The sequence below is a fragment of the Amycolatopsis cihanbeyliensis genome, assembly GCF_006715045.1.
In the GTDB taxonomy this organism is placed as follows: domain Bacteria; phylum Actinomycetota; class Actinomycetes; order Mycobacteriales; family Pseudonocardiaceae; genus Amycolatopsis; species Amycolatopsis cihanbeyliensis.
Window position 1 is genome coordinate 142742 of sequence record NZ_VFML01000002.1, and the last position, 13661, is coordinate 156402.

Consider the following 13661-nt stretch of genomic DNA (forward strand, 5'->3'; position numbering starts at 1 on the left):
GCCGGGCGAAACCCGGCTATTTCGGTCAGTGAAACGGATCAGGAGAAGGGGAGGCCGACGTAGTTCTCGGCGAGGCTGGTGGCCGCGGCCGTCGACTCGGCGGTGTAGCGCAACTGCGCCAGCTGCAACTGCCGCTGGAACGGGTCGTTCCCCGGGAAGCGGTGCAGCATCGAGGTCATGAACCAGGAGAAGTGCTCGGCCCGCCACACCCGACGCAGCGCTGTGTCCGAATAGGACTCCACGAGATCGCTCTCGTTGTGCAGCAGCAACCTCTCCAGGGCACGGGCCAGCAGGTGGACGTCACCGACGGCGAGGTTCATCCCTTTGGCCCCGGTCGGCGGGACGATATGCGCCGCGTCCCCGGCCAGGAAAAGGCGCCCGTAACGCAGCGGGGAGGCCACGAAGCTGCGCATGGTGCTGATGCCCTTCTCCCGCAGGGGACCCTCGTGCAGCCCGGACTCCCCGCCGAGCGCGAGCCTGGCGTGCAGTTCGGTCCAGATCCGATCGTCCGGCCAGGACTCGATCTCCTCGTCCGGATCCACTTGCAGGTAGAGCCGGGTCAGCTCCGGCGACCGCATCGAGTAGAGCGCGAAACCGCGCTCGTGGTGGGTGTAGATCAGCTCCTCGCGCACCGGCGGCGCCTCGGCCAGGATGCCGAGCCAGGCGAAGGGGTACTCGTGCTCGTGAACGGTCAGCGCGGTCTCCGGGATGGCCTGCCTGCTGACCCCGTGGAAGCCGTCGCACCCCGCGATCACCGCGCAGGCCAGCTCCCGCGGCCTGCCCTCGGCGTCGGTGAAGGTGATCGCCGGGCGGTCCGAGGTGAGCCCGTGTACCGCCACCTCGGACACCTCGAACAGCAGCTCCCCTCCGGCCTCCAGCCGGGCCGCGATCAGGTCCTTGACCACCTCCTGCTGGCCGTACACGGTGATCGACCTGCCGAGCAGCTCGTCGAAGCCGATCCGGTGGTCGGCGCCGTCGAAGCGCAGCGAGATGCCGTGGTGCACCATGCCCTCGAGGTCCATCCGGGCGCCGAGGCCGACCTCACGCAGCAGTTCGGCGGTCGGATGCTCCAGCACGCCTGCCCGGACCCTGCGCTCCACGTAGTCCCTGCTCCGCGCCTCCAGCACGACCGAGTCGATCCCACGCAGGTGTAGCAGGTGCGACAGCAACAGCCCCGCCGGTCCCGCCCCGATGATTCCCACCTGCGTACGCATGCACCAACCTCCGTATCGCTCGACCATGCCGCGGCCATGGTGCCCGCCGCCCGGCGTCCGAGCCGACCATGAGCTTCCGCTGAGCCGAAACCCGGTCCGGTCGCGAGCGACGCGATCGATTATCTTCCACTCAACGGAAGCCGTCGACACCAGTGGAGAGGGAGTCGCATGGCAGGAAACAGCACCCGCCCCGGCCAGCCGGTGACCGCACGGGCGCTCGCCCTGCTCAGTGCCTTCGACGTGGCCCACCCGCGGCTGACCCTGTCCGAGATGGCGCAGCGGGCGGGCCTCCCGCTGGCCACCGCGCACCGGCTGGCCGCCGAGCTGGCGGCGTGGCGCGCGCTGGACCGCGACGACGAGGGTGGCTACCGGATCGGTCTGCGGCTGTGGGAGGTCGGGCTGCTGGCCCCGGTGTCCAGCAGGCTGCGCGAGACCGCCCTGCCGTTCCTGCAGGAGTTGTACGAGTCCAGCAGGGAGAACGTGCACCTCGCCGTCCGGGACGGCTTCGACGCGCTGTACGTGGAGAAGCTCTCCGGGCACCGCTCGGTGCCGATCGTCTCGCGGATCGGCACCCGGCTTCCGCTGCATCCCACCGGGGTGGGCAAGGCTCTGCTGGCGCACGCCGACCCCGCGCTGGTGCGGGCCTACTGCGAGCGCCCGTTGCCCCGGTTCACCCGGTACACCATCGCCGAGCGCGGCCGGCTGCTGCGCGAGCTCGAGCTGACCAGGGAACGCGGGCACGCGCAGACCAACGAGGAGATGTCGCTGGGCTCCTGCTCGGTCGCCGTGCCGATCCTGCAGGCGGACGGCACCCCGGTGGCGGCGCTCGGCCTCGTGGTCCATTCCACCCGCGCCGAGCTGCCGAAACTCGTTCCGCCGCTGCGTGCCGCCGCCACCGGGATCGCCCGCAGGCTGGCCGAGACGGGCGGGGATGCCTTTCGGCCAGTGGAACGCCAGACGTGACAGTGGGGCGCGAGCGTGGTCACAGTACGGCCCATGACGCTGCTGGACACCACCATCTGGACAGGCAGGATCGCCGGCGAGGGCTGGCGGACCGGCAGCGGTGGAGACCGCGCCGTCATCGAACCGGCGACCGGCACCGAGCTCGGCCGGCTGGGCATGGCCGGGGCCGAGGATGTCGCGCACGCCGCGGAAGCGGCCACCGGCGCGCAGCGGGACTGGGCCGCCCGCCCCTACCACGAGCGGGCCGAGGTGCTGCGCCGCGCGGGTGAGCTGTGGCAGCGGCACGCCACCGAGGTGCAGGACTGGCTGATCGCCGAGGCCGGTTCGGTCCGGGCCAAGGCGACCGTGGAAACCGATATGGCGGCGCAGGAGTGCTTCGAGGCGGCCGCGCTCACCTCCGCGCCACGCGGTGAGCTGCTGCCCTCGGCCGCGGACCGGCTGTCCATGGCCCGCCGGGTTCCGGTGGGCGTGGTCGGGGTGATCGCGCCGTTCAACTTCCCGCTCATCCTCGCCATCCGCTCGGTGGCGCCCGCGCTGGCGCTCGGCAACGCGGTGATCCTGAAACCGGATCCGCGCACCGGAGTCAGCGGCGGTGTGACGCTGGCGCGGATCTTCGAGGAGGCCGGGCTGCCGGAGGGCCTGCTGCACATGCTGCCCGGCGAGGTGGAGGCGGGCGAGGCGCTGGTGACCGACCCGCTGGTGCCGGTGATCTCGTTCACCGGCTCCACCGGCGCGGGACGCAGGGTCGGCGAGCTGGCCGCGCGCCACCTCAAACGCACCCACCTCGAACTCGGCGGGAACTCGGCGATGGTCGTGCTGGACGATGTCGACCTGGACGCCGCCGTCGGCCTCGGCGCCTGGGGCTCGTTCCTGCATTCCGGGCAGATCTGCATGGCCACCGGTCGACATCTGGTGCACGAGAGCCTGCACCGGGACTACGTGGAACTGCTGGCGGCCAAGGCCGACGCGCTGCGGGTGGGTAACCCCGCCGCGGAGGACGTCGCGCTCGGCCCGATCATCGACACGGGCCAGCGGGACAAGGTCCACTCCATCGTTCAGTCGACGGTGGACTCCGGAGCCATGCTGGCCGCGGGCGGCAGCTACCAGGACCTGTTCTACCGGCCGACGGTGCTGTCCGGAGTGGACATCGAGATGCCCGCCTACGCGCAGGAGGTGTTCGGGCCGGTCGCGCCGGTGCTGCCGTTCCGCACGCCGGAGGAGGCGGCCGCGCTGGCCGCGGACAGCGAGTACGGGCTCAGCCTCGGCATCGTGACCAGGGACGTCACCAGGGGGCTCGCGCTGGCCGAGCGGATCCCGACGGGCATCGTGCACATCAACGACCAGACGGTGAACGACGAGGCGGTGGCCCCCTTCGGCGGCACCGGCGCCTCCGGCACCGGCAGCCGGTTCGGCGGACCGAACGCCAACATCGAGGCGTTCACCGACACCCGGTGGATCACCGTGCGGGGCGAGCCCGCGCGGTACCCGTTCTAGCTATCGTGCCTGCTATGGACGCCGCTCCCCGCCGGATGGTGATCATCGGCTACGACCAGGCGGAACTGCTGGACATCGCCTGCCCCGCCAGCGTGCTGGACGCGGCCAACCGGCACGGCGCGCGGCCCGCCTACCAGGTGGAGTTCGCCAGCCTCGGCGGGCGGCCGGTGACCTCGGCCTGCGGTATCGCGCTCGGGGTACAGGCGAAACTGGAGGGCATCCGGGGCGCGCTGGACACGGTGCTGGTCGTGGGCGGCTGGGGACACGAGGCGGTCGCCGCGGACGAGCGGCTGGTGGCCCAGGTCCGGCGGCTCGCCGGGCTGAGCAGGCGCACCGCCTCGGTGTGCACCGGGGCCACCGTGCTGGCCGAGTCGGGGCTGCTGGACGGGCGGCGGGCCACCACTCACTGGTGGTGGGCACGCGAGCTGGGACGGCGGTACCCCGCCGTGACGGTGGACCCGGCACCGATCTACCTCAAGGACGGCGAGGTCTACACCGCGGCGGGGGTGACCAGCGGGCTGGATCTCGCGCTGGCCTTCGTCGAGGAGGACCACGGTCCGGACCTGGCGCGGCAGGTCGCCCGGTCGCTGGTCACCTACCTGCACCGGCCGGGCAACCAGGCCCAGGTCAGCATGTTCCTCGCCGGACCACCGCCCGAGCACGGGCTGGTGCGCTCGCTGACCAGCCATATCGCGGCCAATGTGGACACCGACCTGAGCGCGGGGGCGCTGGCGCGCAAGGCCGGGGTGAGCGCGCGACAGCTGACCCGGCTGTTCGACCTGCACCTCGGGGCCAGCCCGGCCCGTTACGTGCGCACGGTGCGCGTCGAGGCGGCCGCCCACCTGCTCGCCTCCACCCGGCTCCCGCTCACCGCGGTGGCCCGCAGGTGCGGGTTCAACTCCACCGAGACCCTGCGCCGGGCCTTCATGGACCACTACGGCAGCACCCCCTCGGTCTACCGTGGCCTGGTGAGCGACCGCGGGAACGGCCAACCCACCGACGCGGATGGCCAACTCGGGCGCGCAGAGAGCAAACTCACGCGCGCGAGCGGCAAACACGCTTACGTGAGCGGCAAACACGACTCCTAGGGCCACGGGAGGGTGGCACCGCGGGTGAGCCGGGGCAGCGCGCCCACCCCGCCGCCGCCGGTGCTCGGGCGGACCAGGCCCGCGCGCACGGCCACCCCGGCCGCCTCCCCACGCGAGGCGCAGCCGAGCTTGCCCAGCAACCGCTCCACATAGGTCTCCACGGTGCGGCGGCTGACCACCAGCTCGTCCGCGATCGCCTGGTTGCTCAGCCCGGCCACGATCCCGGTGGCCACGTCCACCTCACGGCCGGTCAGCCCGAGCTCGTTGGCGAACGGGGTGCTGGCCACCACCACCCCGCTGCGGTTGGTGTCCACCACGTTCAGCATCGCGGCCCGGTGCCAGCCCGCCGCGTCCGGCCACAGGAACGCCAGCCAGGCCGCCCACATCGCCCGGAACGACTCGGCCAGCTCCACGATGCGCGGGTCCCGCGCCAGCGGGCTCGGCTCGCGCCCGGCGAGCGGCAGGAACTCCCCGCCGGGCACGAGCCTGCTGGCCGTCCATTCCCTGCCGAACCGCCCGTCCAGCTGCGGGCAACGCAGCGGGTCGACCCGTCGGGCCAGCGCGGGTCCGACCTGGGCGACGAACTCCCTGGCCCGCTCACCGAACGCCTGCCGGACCGGCGCATTCAGGTGCAACATTCCCACCCTGCGCCCCGCTTCGGATCGCAGGGTCGCGGACAATCCGTCCTCGAAACCGGCGGGCCGCAATTTCTCCTGATAATGTGGCGAAGCACGAAAATGCTGCGGCATATCGTCCATCAGTAACGGCATCCTGGACGCGAACAACTGCACGCCCCACCGGGTACGCGGCAACGCGTGCGCGAGGTCCTGGGAAATCGACTTCCGGTAGCCACGCTCCGCGACCACCACGAATCTGCGTGCGATCGGGTCCCATCCGGTGACCTGCGCGGCGCACACCTCGGGAATCGCGCTGGCCAGCGCCTCGAACATCTCCTCCCACTCGACCTCGGCCGCCGTGCCCATGGCGTAGCCGATCCGCATCGCAGCAGCAACACACAAAGGCTCCATCGCCGCTCCTCGCGGATATCCGCCGAAAACCACTCCACACCAGCGGGATACGTGGGAGTCGAAACATACATTCGGCGAACAATGCTGGTCAAGCGCTTAGCTCTGGTTCAGCGCCGCGGCCGAACGCGGCCCTTCCGGATCCACCGCCTCCCGGTCCAGCCACAGCTCGTCCACCGCGGCACGCAGCTCGGCCCCGTGCTGCTGCGCCAACCGCACGGCCTCGATGTTCTCGGTGAGCTGTTCCTGCCTGCTGGCACCGAACAGCACCGTGCTGGTCGCCGGGTGGGTGAGGCAGAAAGCGACCGCGGCCTGCGCGGGTGTGGCATCGAAGGAACGGGCGATCTCGGCCAGTCGCTCGGCCGCGCCGGCGATCCCTCCGCGGATCCCACCGGGGTCCTTGCCGATCATCCGCTCCGGGTCCAGGTTCCCGGCGAGCATCCCGCCCTCGAGTACGTCCGATGCCTCCAGGGTGAGTCCGATGTCCCGAGTCAGCTCGCCGAAGGGCGTACCGTCCGCAATGGACCGGCGGACCACGCTGTACTTCAGCTGGGCCAGCTGCGGACCAGTGACCCCCGCCGCCATGGCGGCCTCGTGCGCGGAACGGATATCCGTGCAGGACCAGTTGTTCACGCCCCAGGAACCGAGCTTTCCCCTGGCGATCAGATCACCGAGGTCCTCCACCAGCCGCGGCAGGTCCGGCTGGAGACCGGCGATGTCGCCGAGCACGGCGAAATCGGCGTATTCGGTGCCGACCCGCAACAGCAGTTCGTCGAGTTGCTCGGAAAGCGATTGTTCCTGGTAGTTGTTCACCCACAACTTCGCGGACAGGAGATAATTTTCCCTCGGTACACCCGCGGCACGCATGATCTGGCCGAACAGCACGTCGGTGAACGATTCCGGAACCCGTTTACCGTCCACGACGAGGCCGCCGTAATAGCCGACGTCGAAGAAATTGATCCCGCTGTCGACGGCGTACCGCATCATGGCCACCGCGTCGGTGAACCGCATCCGGTCGTAGGTGTGCCAGGAGCCCAGCGACAGCACGGAGACATCCGGGCCGGCGGTGCCGATCTTGCGGTGTGGAACCTTCATACCTTTCCTTCCGTGGTTGTCAACGGCTTTCCGGCCGTGCCGAGGTCGCTGCCGAACGCCCTGCGCAGTGCGCTCACGGCCCGCTCGTGCGCGACCGCCGAGATGCTGAGCTGCTCGGTGAGCAGCGCGAAGAAGCCATGGATCTGGCCCGGGTAGCGCGCCAGCTCGCAGAGCACCCCCGCGGTGAGCAGGCGGTGCGCGTACTCCTCGCCCTCGTCCCGCAGCGGGTCGTACTCGGCGGTCAGGACCAGCGCGGGCGGCAGCCCGCCGAGATCCTCGGCGGCCAGCGGCGCGAGGTAGGGGTTGACCAGGTCGGCGGCGCTGCGCGGGTACTGCTCGAAGAACCAGTCCATACTCGCCTTGCTGAGGAAGTAGCCCTCGGCGAAGTCCCGGTAGGAGGCGCGGTCCTCGCTCGGCGGCGCGGTCACCGGGGAGGCCAGCAGCTGCAGTACCAGGCCGGGCCCGCCGTGGTCACGGGCCATCAACGCGCTGACCGCGGCGAGGTTGCCGCCCGCGCTCTCCCCGCCCACCGCGATCCGCCTGCTGTCCACCGCGAGCTCGGCACCGTGCCCGGCGACCCAGCACACCGCGGCGAAGGCGTCCTCGGCCGCGGCCGGAAAGGGGTGTTCCGGTGCCAGCCGGTAGTCGACCGAGATCACCACCACCTCGGCCCCGCGGCACAGCGCGCGGCAGGTGGCCTCGTTCTCGTCCAGCGAGCCGATCACCCAGCCTCCACCGTGGAACCAGACCAGCGCGGGGAACGGGCCCTCGCCCACCGGCCGGTACACGCGGATGCGCAGGTTCCCGCCCGGGCCGGGGATGTCCCGCTCGTAGCGGTCCCCCACCGGCGCGGGGTCGCGTGGCGGGCGCCAGGACCGCGCGAACCGCTCGCGCATCTCGGCCGGCGAAAGGGCGCCCGGTTCCAGGGTCGCCGCCGCGGCCTCGCCCTCGGCGATCACCGCGCGGGCTTCGGGATGTAGGGGCATCACCACACTCCTCACTCACTCACGAACCACCGCAGCACGTTCGCGGTCACCCGCGACACGTCGTTGTCGTCCTCCGCGTGGGACAGCGCTCCGCACCAGCCGATGGAGCCGGTGGCGAACACCGCGCCGCCGCCCGGCCTCCGCAGCAGGGTGAGATCGGCCCTGCGGTCGTCGACCGGGTCGGCTCGCGGATGGCCGAACGCCGGGCCGGTACAGGCGGACATGTACTCCTCGCCGAGCATCGCCCTGCCGAGCAGGGTGATGTCCGGCGGTGACCCGAGCAGCACGTCGACGCCGTCGGTCTCGAAGGAGGCGGCGCCGTCCAGCACCGAGCCGTACCCGCCGAGCGGTGCCGAACGGTCCACCCCGGCGAGGATCAGGTCCGCGGCGGGGTCCCCGGGGTCGGGGGTCAGCCGGTAGGCCGTCCCGGTGGTCATCCCCGCCGCCGTGGAGCCGATGCCGAACAGGGTGTGCGGCGACCTGCCGCGCTCGGCCCACAGCCCGCCGGGCTCGCCGGTGCTGGCCAGATGCAGCTCGCCCGGCTCGGCCTCCCAGGTGCGCACCCCGGAGAACCCCCTGCGTAACTCGGCGATCTGCCGCCGATCCCCGGCGATGGCGGTGACCCAGTATGCGCCGTTGCCGCCGAGGTAACCGAGCTTGCCTCCACCATCCACATAGGACTTCACGGCGTCCAGCATGGCGCCGGTCCAGTACTCCGGATGGCTGCCGGTGATCACCGCCCGGTACTCGCCGAGCGCGCGGGCGCCCTCGGCGTCCAGGTCGTGATCGGTGAGCAGGTCGAAGGCGAAGCCCTGGCGCTCCAGCCAGCCGATCAGCTGGACGTCCTCGCTGTACTGGTGCGCGGCGCCGAGGTAGCGGAACAGGTGGTCATCGCGCATGCCCAGCAGCGGGCGCAGCGAGGAGGCCGTGCACACCCCGCTGCCGTCGGTGTGCCGGTCGTACAAGCTGTGCAGCAGGTTGTCCCTGGCGAACCGGGCCGCCACCTCGCGCGGGTCCTCCGGCCGCACCGGCTGGCGCAGGTGGTCCAGCGCGTAGGCCAGATAGCTGAGGGTCGGCACCAGCAGCAGCAGCGGTGCCTTCTCCGTGTCGAGCCGAGGGCGCACGAAGAACGGAACCCTGTCCACCCCGTCCGTTGTGGACAGTTCGATGGCGTAGCACCCGGGATCCAGCTCCGCGGGCAGGTCCAGGGTGAACGCGGGATCCCAGCCCGCGTCGGCGAGATCGTCGGAGTGGAAGTGCACGGCGCCGTAGCCACGGTCGGCGTGCCGCCAGTCCAGTACGTCACCGGCCCAGTCATGCCCGGTGACCGCGCGCAGCGGCTGGTTGTGCAACCGGCCGTGGTGGCCGCCGACCGGATCCAGCATGTGGTCGCCGCTGATGTCGCAGGCGAGGTCCCAGTGCGCGGTCGCGCCGAGCCCGGAGGGCGAGGCCTGCCCCGCGGCGAGCTCGGTCAGCTCGCCGGCGGTCGGCACGCGGTCGAACACGCAGGGCGCGTCCAGCTTGCCGTCCAGGTTGTCCACCACCGTGCCTGCCTCCGCGCGGCCGCCGAGCAGCAGCGGCGCCGCGCCCACGGTCAGCTCACCCAGCGGCGGGACGCTCGCCTCCCCGGCTCCGCACTCGCCCGCCAGCGGGTCGCGCGGCAGCACGAGCAGGTACGCGCCCCCCGCCGGGTCGTAGCCACCGGCGAGCAGGTACCAGCGCCGTGGCCGCAGGGCGAGCTCGCCGTCCACCGCGACGACGCCCTGCCCGGTCCGCACCTCGAACGCGGGCCTGCCGTCGGCGAGCAGGTACAGCGCCGCGTACGGCCCGGCCTCCGGCTGCCCCTGGCTGATGATCGCGGCCCGCCCCTGCGGCAGGGCCGTCGGCCACAGCCAGCAGGCGAAGCCGATCGCGCCGCCGATCGGGGGCGGTGCCGGCACGCGGCCGAAAGAGCCGAAGTCGAAGTCCTGGTGCGGCAGCCGCACGGACTCCGGGGCACCGACCCGCACCGGGGTACGCACCGGCTCCCGCCCGTCGTGGCTGATCCGCAGCACCCGCACGGCGCAGTCGGCGCTGCGGGCGCTGGCCGATACCGCGATCCGCTCGCCGGGGCGCAGCGAGAACCGGTCGGTGTAGCCGACGACGGCCGCGGCGCTGTGGTCCACCGGGCGGCGGGTCATGACACGCTCCCCAGCAGTTGGCCGCCCTCGACCGGCAGCACCGTCCCGGTGATGTGCCGCCCCTGCTCCGAGGCCAGCAGCAGTACCAGTGGCACCAGGTCGGCGGGCTCGGCGATGCGGCCGAGCGGGATCCGGGACGTCCAGGCCGCCCTGGCCGCGGGCTCGGCCAGCGCCTCGCTGGTCAGCGGGGTGTCCACCGGGCCGGGGGCGATCGCGTTGACCCGGATCCGGTGCGGCGCCAGTTCCAGCGCCGCCGATCTGGTCAGCGCGTTCACCCCGGCCTTGGTCGCCTCGTAGTGCCCGAGCCCCGCGGTCGGCTGGAAGGCGCCTGCCGAGCTGAGGTGCACGATCGCGCCGCCGGTACCGGCCTCCGCCATCGCGTTGCCTACGGCCCTGGTCAGCAGGAAGGTGCCGAGCAGGTTCACCTCCAGCGCGGCGGTGAACGCCTCGACCGGCAACGACCGCAGCGGGCCGGCGCCGCCGACCACGCCCGCGCTGTTCACCAGCACCTCGACCGGCCCCAGCACGCGGGTGGTCTCCGCGACCGCGGCGAACACCGAGTCCGGGTCCCGCACGTCCAACCCGATCCCGAGCCCGTCGACCTCCCCTGCCAGCTTGCGCACCGGCAGTTCGGCCAGGTCGGCCACGGCGACCCTGGCACCGCGTTCGGCGAGTGCCCTGGCCACCGCGGCGCCGATCCCACCCGCCGCGCCGGTGACCAGCGCCACCGTGCCGGCGAAGCCCGCTTCCTCGGACATCTCCGCCATGCCGCTCACGCCGCCTCGGCGATCATCACCCGCGGGCTGCCGGGCAGCGCCCTGGTCTCCAGCCAGCTCCAGCCGGTGGCCGCCAGCCAGTCGCGCACCTCCGACTCCGGGTACACCACGGTCCCGTCGACCACCAGGTACTCCCCGGCGAACAGCGGGTCCAGCCGACGACCCTCGGCCGGGTCGAGCAGGAAGTCCAGCAGCAGCAGCCGGGCCCCGGTCTCCGCGGCCCGCCGTGCCTTGGCCAGGATCAGCCGGTTCTGCTCGGCGTCGTAACGGTGCACGACGTGTTCCAGCAGGACGAGGTCGTAGAGATCACAGCCGCCGGGGATCGGGTCGGTGAGCACATCGGCGTCATGGAACTCGATCCGCTCCCCGCCACCCCGGGAGGCCGCCTTGCGCGCGGCTTCCAGCAGGTCACCGGTGGCGACGAAACTGCCACACAGTGCCGGGTTGCGGGCGGCCGCCTCGATGAGGAAAGCCGGGGTCAGCCCGGCGAGGTCCAGCATCCGCCGGTGAACGCCGAAGTCGTAGTGCTCGGCGAGCAGCATGGCGTGCAGCGAGTTGTAGGCCTGCACCCCGTCGAGGAACACCTCCCCCGCCTCGCCACTGAGGTCGAAGGGGACCGGCGCGGCCGTGCGCACCGCGCCGGCGTAGGACTGCCAGTGCGGGAAGCTGAGCCGGTCCCAGAAGGTCAGGAACCGCCGCAGGTCGGGTCCTTCCCCGCGGCCGCTCAGGTAGACATCGGCCGCGGCGGAGTTGCGGTAGCGGCCGTCGGCCCACTCCACGAGGCGCAGGCCCACCATCGCGTCGGCGAGGATGCGCGCCGAGCGTTCCGGCAGGTCGAGTTCCTCGGCGAGCTCGCCGGAGTTCAGCGGGCGCTCGGCCAGCGCCGCGAACAAGCCGTGCTCGCTGGCGGTGAACAGCTGCTTGGCCGCCATGAAACCGGTCGCGGCATGCAGGATCGGCCCGGGGTTGGCGGGGGTCATGCTGGCTCCTTCAGGTCGAGGTGTGGGGAGATGACGGCCTTGGTGGTGGTCATCGACGCCATCGCGGCGAGCGCGGTTGTCGACTCCGCGAGCCCCGCCGGTGCGCCGAAGGCGGCCGAGAAGTCGAACCGGTCCCGAAAGGACTCCAGGAACCGCAACGCACCGTCCAGATCGGACACGTCACCGTTCAGCGAGCCGAGTACCTGGATCTCCCGGCTCATCACGACGTCCAGCGGGACGGCCCGCGCGTCCGGCCCGGCCAGCCCGACCACGACGTGCCGCCCGCGCTGCCCGCACATCAGCACACCCTCGTGGTTGGCGGTGGGCCCGCCGGCGAAGTCGAGTACCAGATCGGCGCCGCGTGGCCCGGTCAGCTCCGCCACCCTGGCCACCCTGGACTCCGGTTCGGTCAGCTCCCGCACGGAAACCACCTCGTCGGCGCCCCAGGCGCGGGCGATGGCGAGCCGGTCGGCCGGGGCCCCCACCGTGACGACCAGGCCGGCACCGCCGGCGCGGGCCAGCGCCGTGCCGAACAGCCCGAGCGGGCCGGAGCCCTGCACCACCACGGTCTCCCCGTGCCGGACGCCGCCCGCGCGCCGCACCGCGCGCAGCGCGGTCTTCACCGCGCAGCCCGCGGCGGCGGCCCAGTCGTGCGGCATGTCCTCCGGCACCACCAGCCTGGCCGCCCCCGGCGGCAGGTAGCAGTACTCGGCGAGGCCGCCGGTCACGTACGGCGGCCGGTCCGCCCGTTGCCGGAACCCGTAGCCGCGGTCGGCGCACAGCACCGGCTCGCGCAGCACCGTGCAGCCGTGGCAGTGCCCGCAGGTGGACTCCGACCAGACCAGGCGGGTGCCGATCCCGACCGGGCGGCCGCGCGCGTCCCGGTCGGCTCCCTCGCCGAGCGCGACCACGGTGCCGACCATCTCGTGCCCGAGCACGATGGGCAGTTCGACACCGGGCATCCCGCCCTGCCACAGGTGCGCGTCGGTGCCGCAGAGGGTGGTGCGGTCGATCCGGACCACGGCGGCGCCGGGTTCGGGCTCGGCCGGCAGCGGCAGTTCCTCCAGCACCAGCGGCCGCCCGTACTCGCGCAGGACCGCGGCCCTGGTCGTGGCGGGGCTCATCGCGGGTTCCCCGCGGCTTCGGCGGTGTGCTCGGCGAGGAAGTCCAGCACCTGCCGCCACGCGTGCGCGCAGGCCCGCTCGTGCTCGGCGAAGCCACCGTCGAAGAAGGAGTGGGGAGCCTCCTCGTACAGCTCGAACCGGTGCGGTACCCCGGCCTCGGTCAGCTCGGTTCCGAACCGCCGTGCCTCCTCCGCCGGGGTCAGCACGTCCGCGCCCGCGGCCAGCACCAGTAGCGGTGCCCGCATTCGCGGCAGCAGGTCGCGGCACTCCTCGGGACGCCCGTAGAAGCCGATCGCACCTGCCAGGTCGTCGGCCAGCGCGGACTGGCCCCAGGACAGCGCGCCGCCGACGCAGAAGCCGACGGTGAACGCCGAGCCGACCTCGCCGAGCGCGCCGGAGCGCAGGTGCTCCAGCGCGACGCGGATGTCCGCGGCCGTGTGGTCCGGACGCAGCTTCGCGATGTGCTCGAAGCCGTCGAAGTCCGGGCCACGCCGGTCGTCACTCGCCGTGCGGCCGTAGTAGTCGATGGCGAGTGCGGGGACTCCGGCCTGCGCGAACCGTCGCGCCAGCTCGCGGTAGAAGTCGTGCAGCCCGCGCACGTCCGGCAGCAGCACGATTCCGGCACCGCTACCACGCTCCGGCACGGCGCGGTACGCCAGCACGCGGTTGCCGTCCGCCGCCCGCAGGGTGAGGTCGCCTGCCTCGGCCACCGCCACCGGGGCACCCGGCGGCACCG

12 protein-coding genes are annotated in these 13661 nt (G+C 72.5%); 3 read left to right on the forward strand and 9 right to left on the reverse strand.

Annotated features, from left to right (window positions below; all coding sequences use genetic code 11):
• Positions 1–38: 38 nt before the first annotated feature.
• On the reverse strand, positions 39–1214 hold the full coding sequence (locus tag FB471_RS29180) for a 4-hydroxybenzoate 3-monooxygenase (RefSeq protein WP_142002832.1): 1176 nt from the start codon (positions 1212–1214) through the stop codon (positions 39–41).
• A gap of 168 nt (positions 1215–1382) precedes the next feature.
• On the opposite strand from FB471_RS29180, the gene FB471_RS29185 reads away from it, so the two are divergent.
• From FB471_RS29185 to FB471_RS29195, 3 genes are read left to right on the forward strand one after another with little or no spacing between them, the layout of a single operon-like run.
• Positions 1383–2177: an IclR family transcriptional regulator gene (locus FB471_RS29185; RefSeq protein WP_142002834.1), complete on the forward strand. Its 795-nt coding sequence runs from the start codon at positions 1383–1385 to the stop codon at positions 2175–2177.
• Positions 2178–2210: 33 nt separating this feature from the next.
• Entirely contained in the window at positions 2211–3671 is a 1461-nt protein-coding gene (locus FB471_RS29190) for a benzaldehyde dehydrogenase (protein ID WP_142002836.1), read from the forward strand.
• Positions 3672–3685: 14 nt separating this feature from the next.
• Positions 3686–4759, forward strand: a complete 1074-nt coding sequence (locus FB471_RS29195; protein ID WP_142002838.1) for a GlxA family transcriptional regulator — start codon at positions 3686–3688, stop codon at positions 4757–4759.
• Here FB471_RS29195 and FB471_RS29200 read toward each other — a convergent pair.
• The 8 genes from FB471_RS29200 to FB471_RS29235 form a co-directional block, all read right to left on the reverse strand.
• On the reverse strand, positions 4756–5787 hold the full coding sequence (locus FB471_RS29200; protein WP_142002840.1) for a LuxR C-terminal-related transcriptional regulator: 1032 nt from the start codon (positions 5785–5787) through the stop codon (positions 4756–4758). The two genes, FB471_RS29195 and FB471_RS29200, sit on opposite strands and share 4 nt — an antisense overlap.
• A gap of 96 nt (positions 5788–5883) precedes the next feature.
• Complete coding sequence (locus FB471_RS29205; protein WP_142002842.1) at positions 5884–6879, reverse strand: aldo/keto reductase; 996 nt, start codon at positions 6877–6879, stop codon at positions 5884–5886.
• Positions 6876–7865 (reverse strand): alpha/beta hydrolase, encoded by a 990-nt coding sequence (locus FB471_RS29210; RefSeq protein WP_142002844.1) that lies wholly within the window; start codon positions 7863–7865, stop codon positions 6876–6878. The genes FB471_RS29205 and FB471_RS29210 overlap by 4 nt, the downstream gene beginning before the upstream one ends.
• Positions 7866–7876: 11 nt before the next feature.
• Positions 7877–10045 (reverse strand): N,N-dimethylformamidase beta subunit family domain-containing protein, encoded by a 2169-nt coding sequence (locus FB471_RS29215; protein WP_142002846.1) that lies wholly within the window; start codon positions 10043–10045, stop codon positions 7877–7879.
• Positions 10042–10812 (reverse strand): SDR family NAD(P)-dependent oxidoreductase, encoded by a 771-nt coding sequence (locus FB471_RS29220; protein WP_246076781.1) that lies wholly within the window; start codon positions 10810–10812, stop codon positions 10042–10044. Before FB471_RS29220 ends, FB471_RS29215 begins: the two co-directional genes overlap by 4 nt.
• Before the next feature lie 5 nt (positions 10813–10817).
• A complete protein-coding gene (locus FB471_RS29225; RefSeq protein ID WP_142002848.1) occupies positions 10818–11801 on the reverse strand; it encodes a methyltransferase in 984 nt (327 codons plus the stop codon).
• Positions 11798–12925, reverse strand: coding sequence for a zinc-binding dehydrogenase (locus FB471_RS29230; protein WP_142002849.1), 1128 nt, complete (start codon positions 12923–12925; stop codon positions 11798–11800). The genes FB471_RS29225 and FB471_RS29230 overlap by 4 nt, the downstream gene beginning before the upstream one ends.
• Positions 12922–13659, reverse strand: coding sequence for a dienelactone hydrolase family protein (locus FB471_RS29235; protein ID WP_211358284.1), 738 nt, complete (start codon positions 13657–13659; stop codon positions 12922–12924). Before FB471_RS29235 ends, FB471_RS29230 begins: the two co-directional genes overlap by 4 nt.
• Positions 13660–13661: the final 2 nt, after the last annotated feature.

Excerpts from the sequence above, each read along its gene's own strand:
- FB471_RS29180 (WP_142002832.1), bottom strand. The coding sequence starts at position 1,214 with ATGCGTACGCAGGTGGGAATCATCGGGGCGGGACCGGCGGGGCTGTTG.
- FB471_RS29185 (WP_142002834.1), top strand. The coding sequence starts at position 1,383 with ATGGCAGGAAACAGCACCCGCCCCGGCCAGCCGGTGACCGCACGGGCG.
- FB471_RS29190 (WP_142002836.1), top strand. The coding sequence starts at position 2,211 with ATGACGCTGCTGGACACCACCATCTGGACAGGCAGGATCGCCGGCGAG.
- FB471_RS29195 (WP_142002838.1), top strand. The coding sequence starts at position 3,686 with ATGGACGCCGCTCCCCGCCGGATGGTGATCATCGGCTACGACCAGGCG.
- FB471_RS29200 (WP_142002840.1), bottom strand. The coding sequence starts at position 5,787 with ATGGAGCCTTTGTGTGTTGCTGCTGCGATGCGGATCGGCTACGCCATG.
- FB471_RS29205 (WP_142002842.1), bottom strand. The coding sequence starts at position 6,879 with ATGAAGGTTCCACACCGCAAGATCGGCACCGCCGGCCCGGATGTCTCC.
- FB471_RS29210 (WP_142002844.1), bottom strand. The coding sequence starts at position 7,865 with ATGCCCCTACATCCCGAAGCCCGCGCGGTGATCGCCGAGGGCGAGGCC.
- FB471_RS29215 (WP_142002846.1), bottom strand. The coding sequence starts at position 10,045 with ATGACCCGCCGCCCGGTGGACCACAGCGCCGCGGCCGTCGTCGGCTAC.
- FB471_RS29220 (WP_246076781.1), bottom strand. The coding sequence starts at position 10,812 with ATGGCGGAGATGTCCGAGGAAGCGGGCTTCGCCGGCACGGTGGCGCTG.
- FB471_RS29225 (WP_142002848.1), bottom strand. The coding sequence starts at position 11,801 with ATGACCCCCGCCAACCCCGGGCCGATCCTGCATGCCGCGACCGGTTTC.
- FB471_RS29230 (WP_142002849.1), bottom strand. The coding sequence starts at position 12,925 with ATGAGCCCCGCCACGACCAGGGCCGCGGTCCTGCGCGAGTACGGGCGG.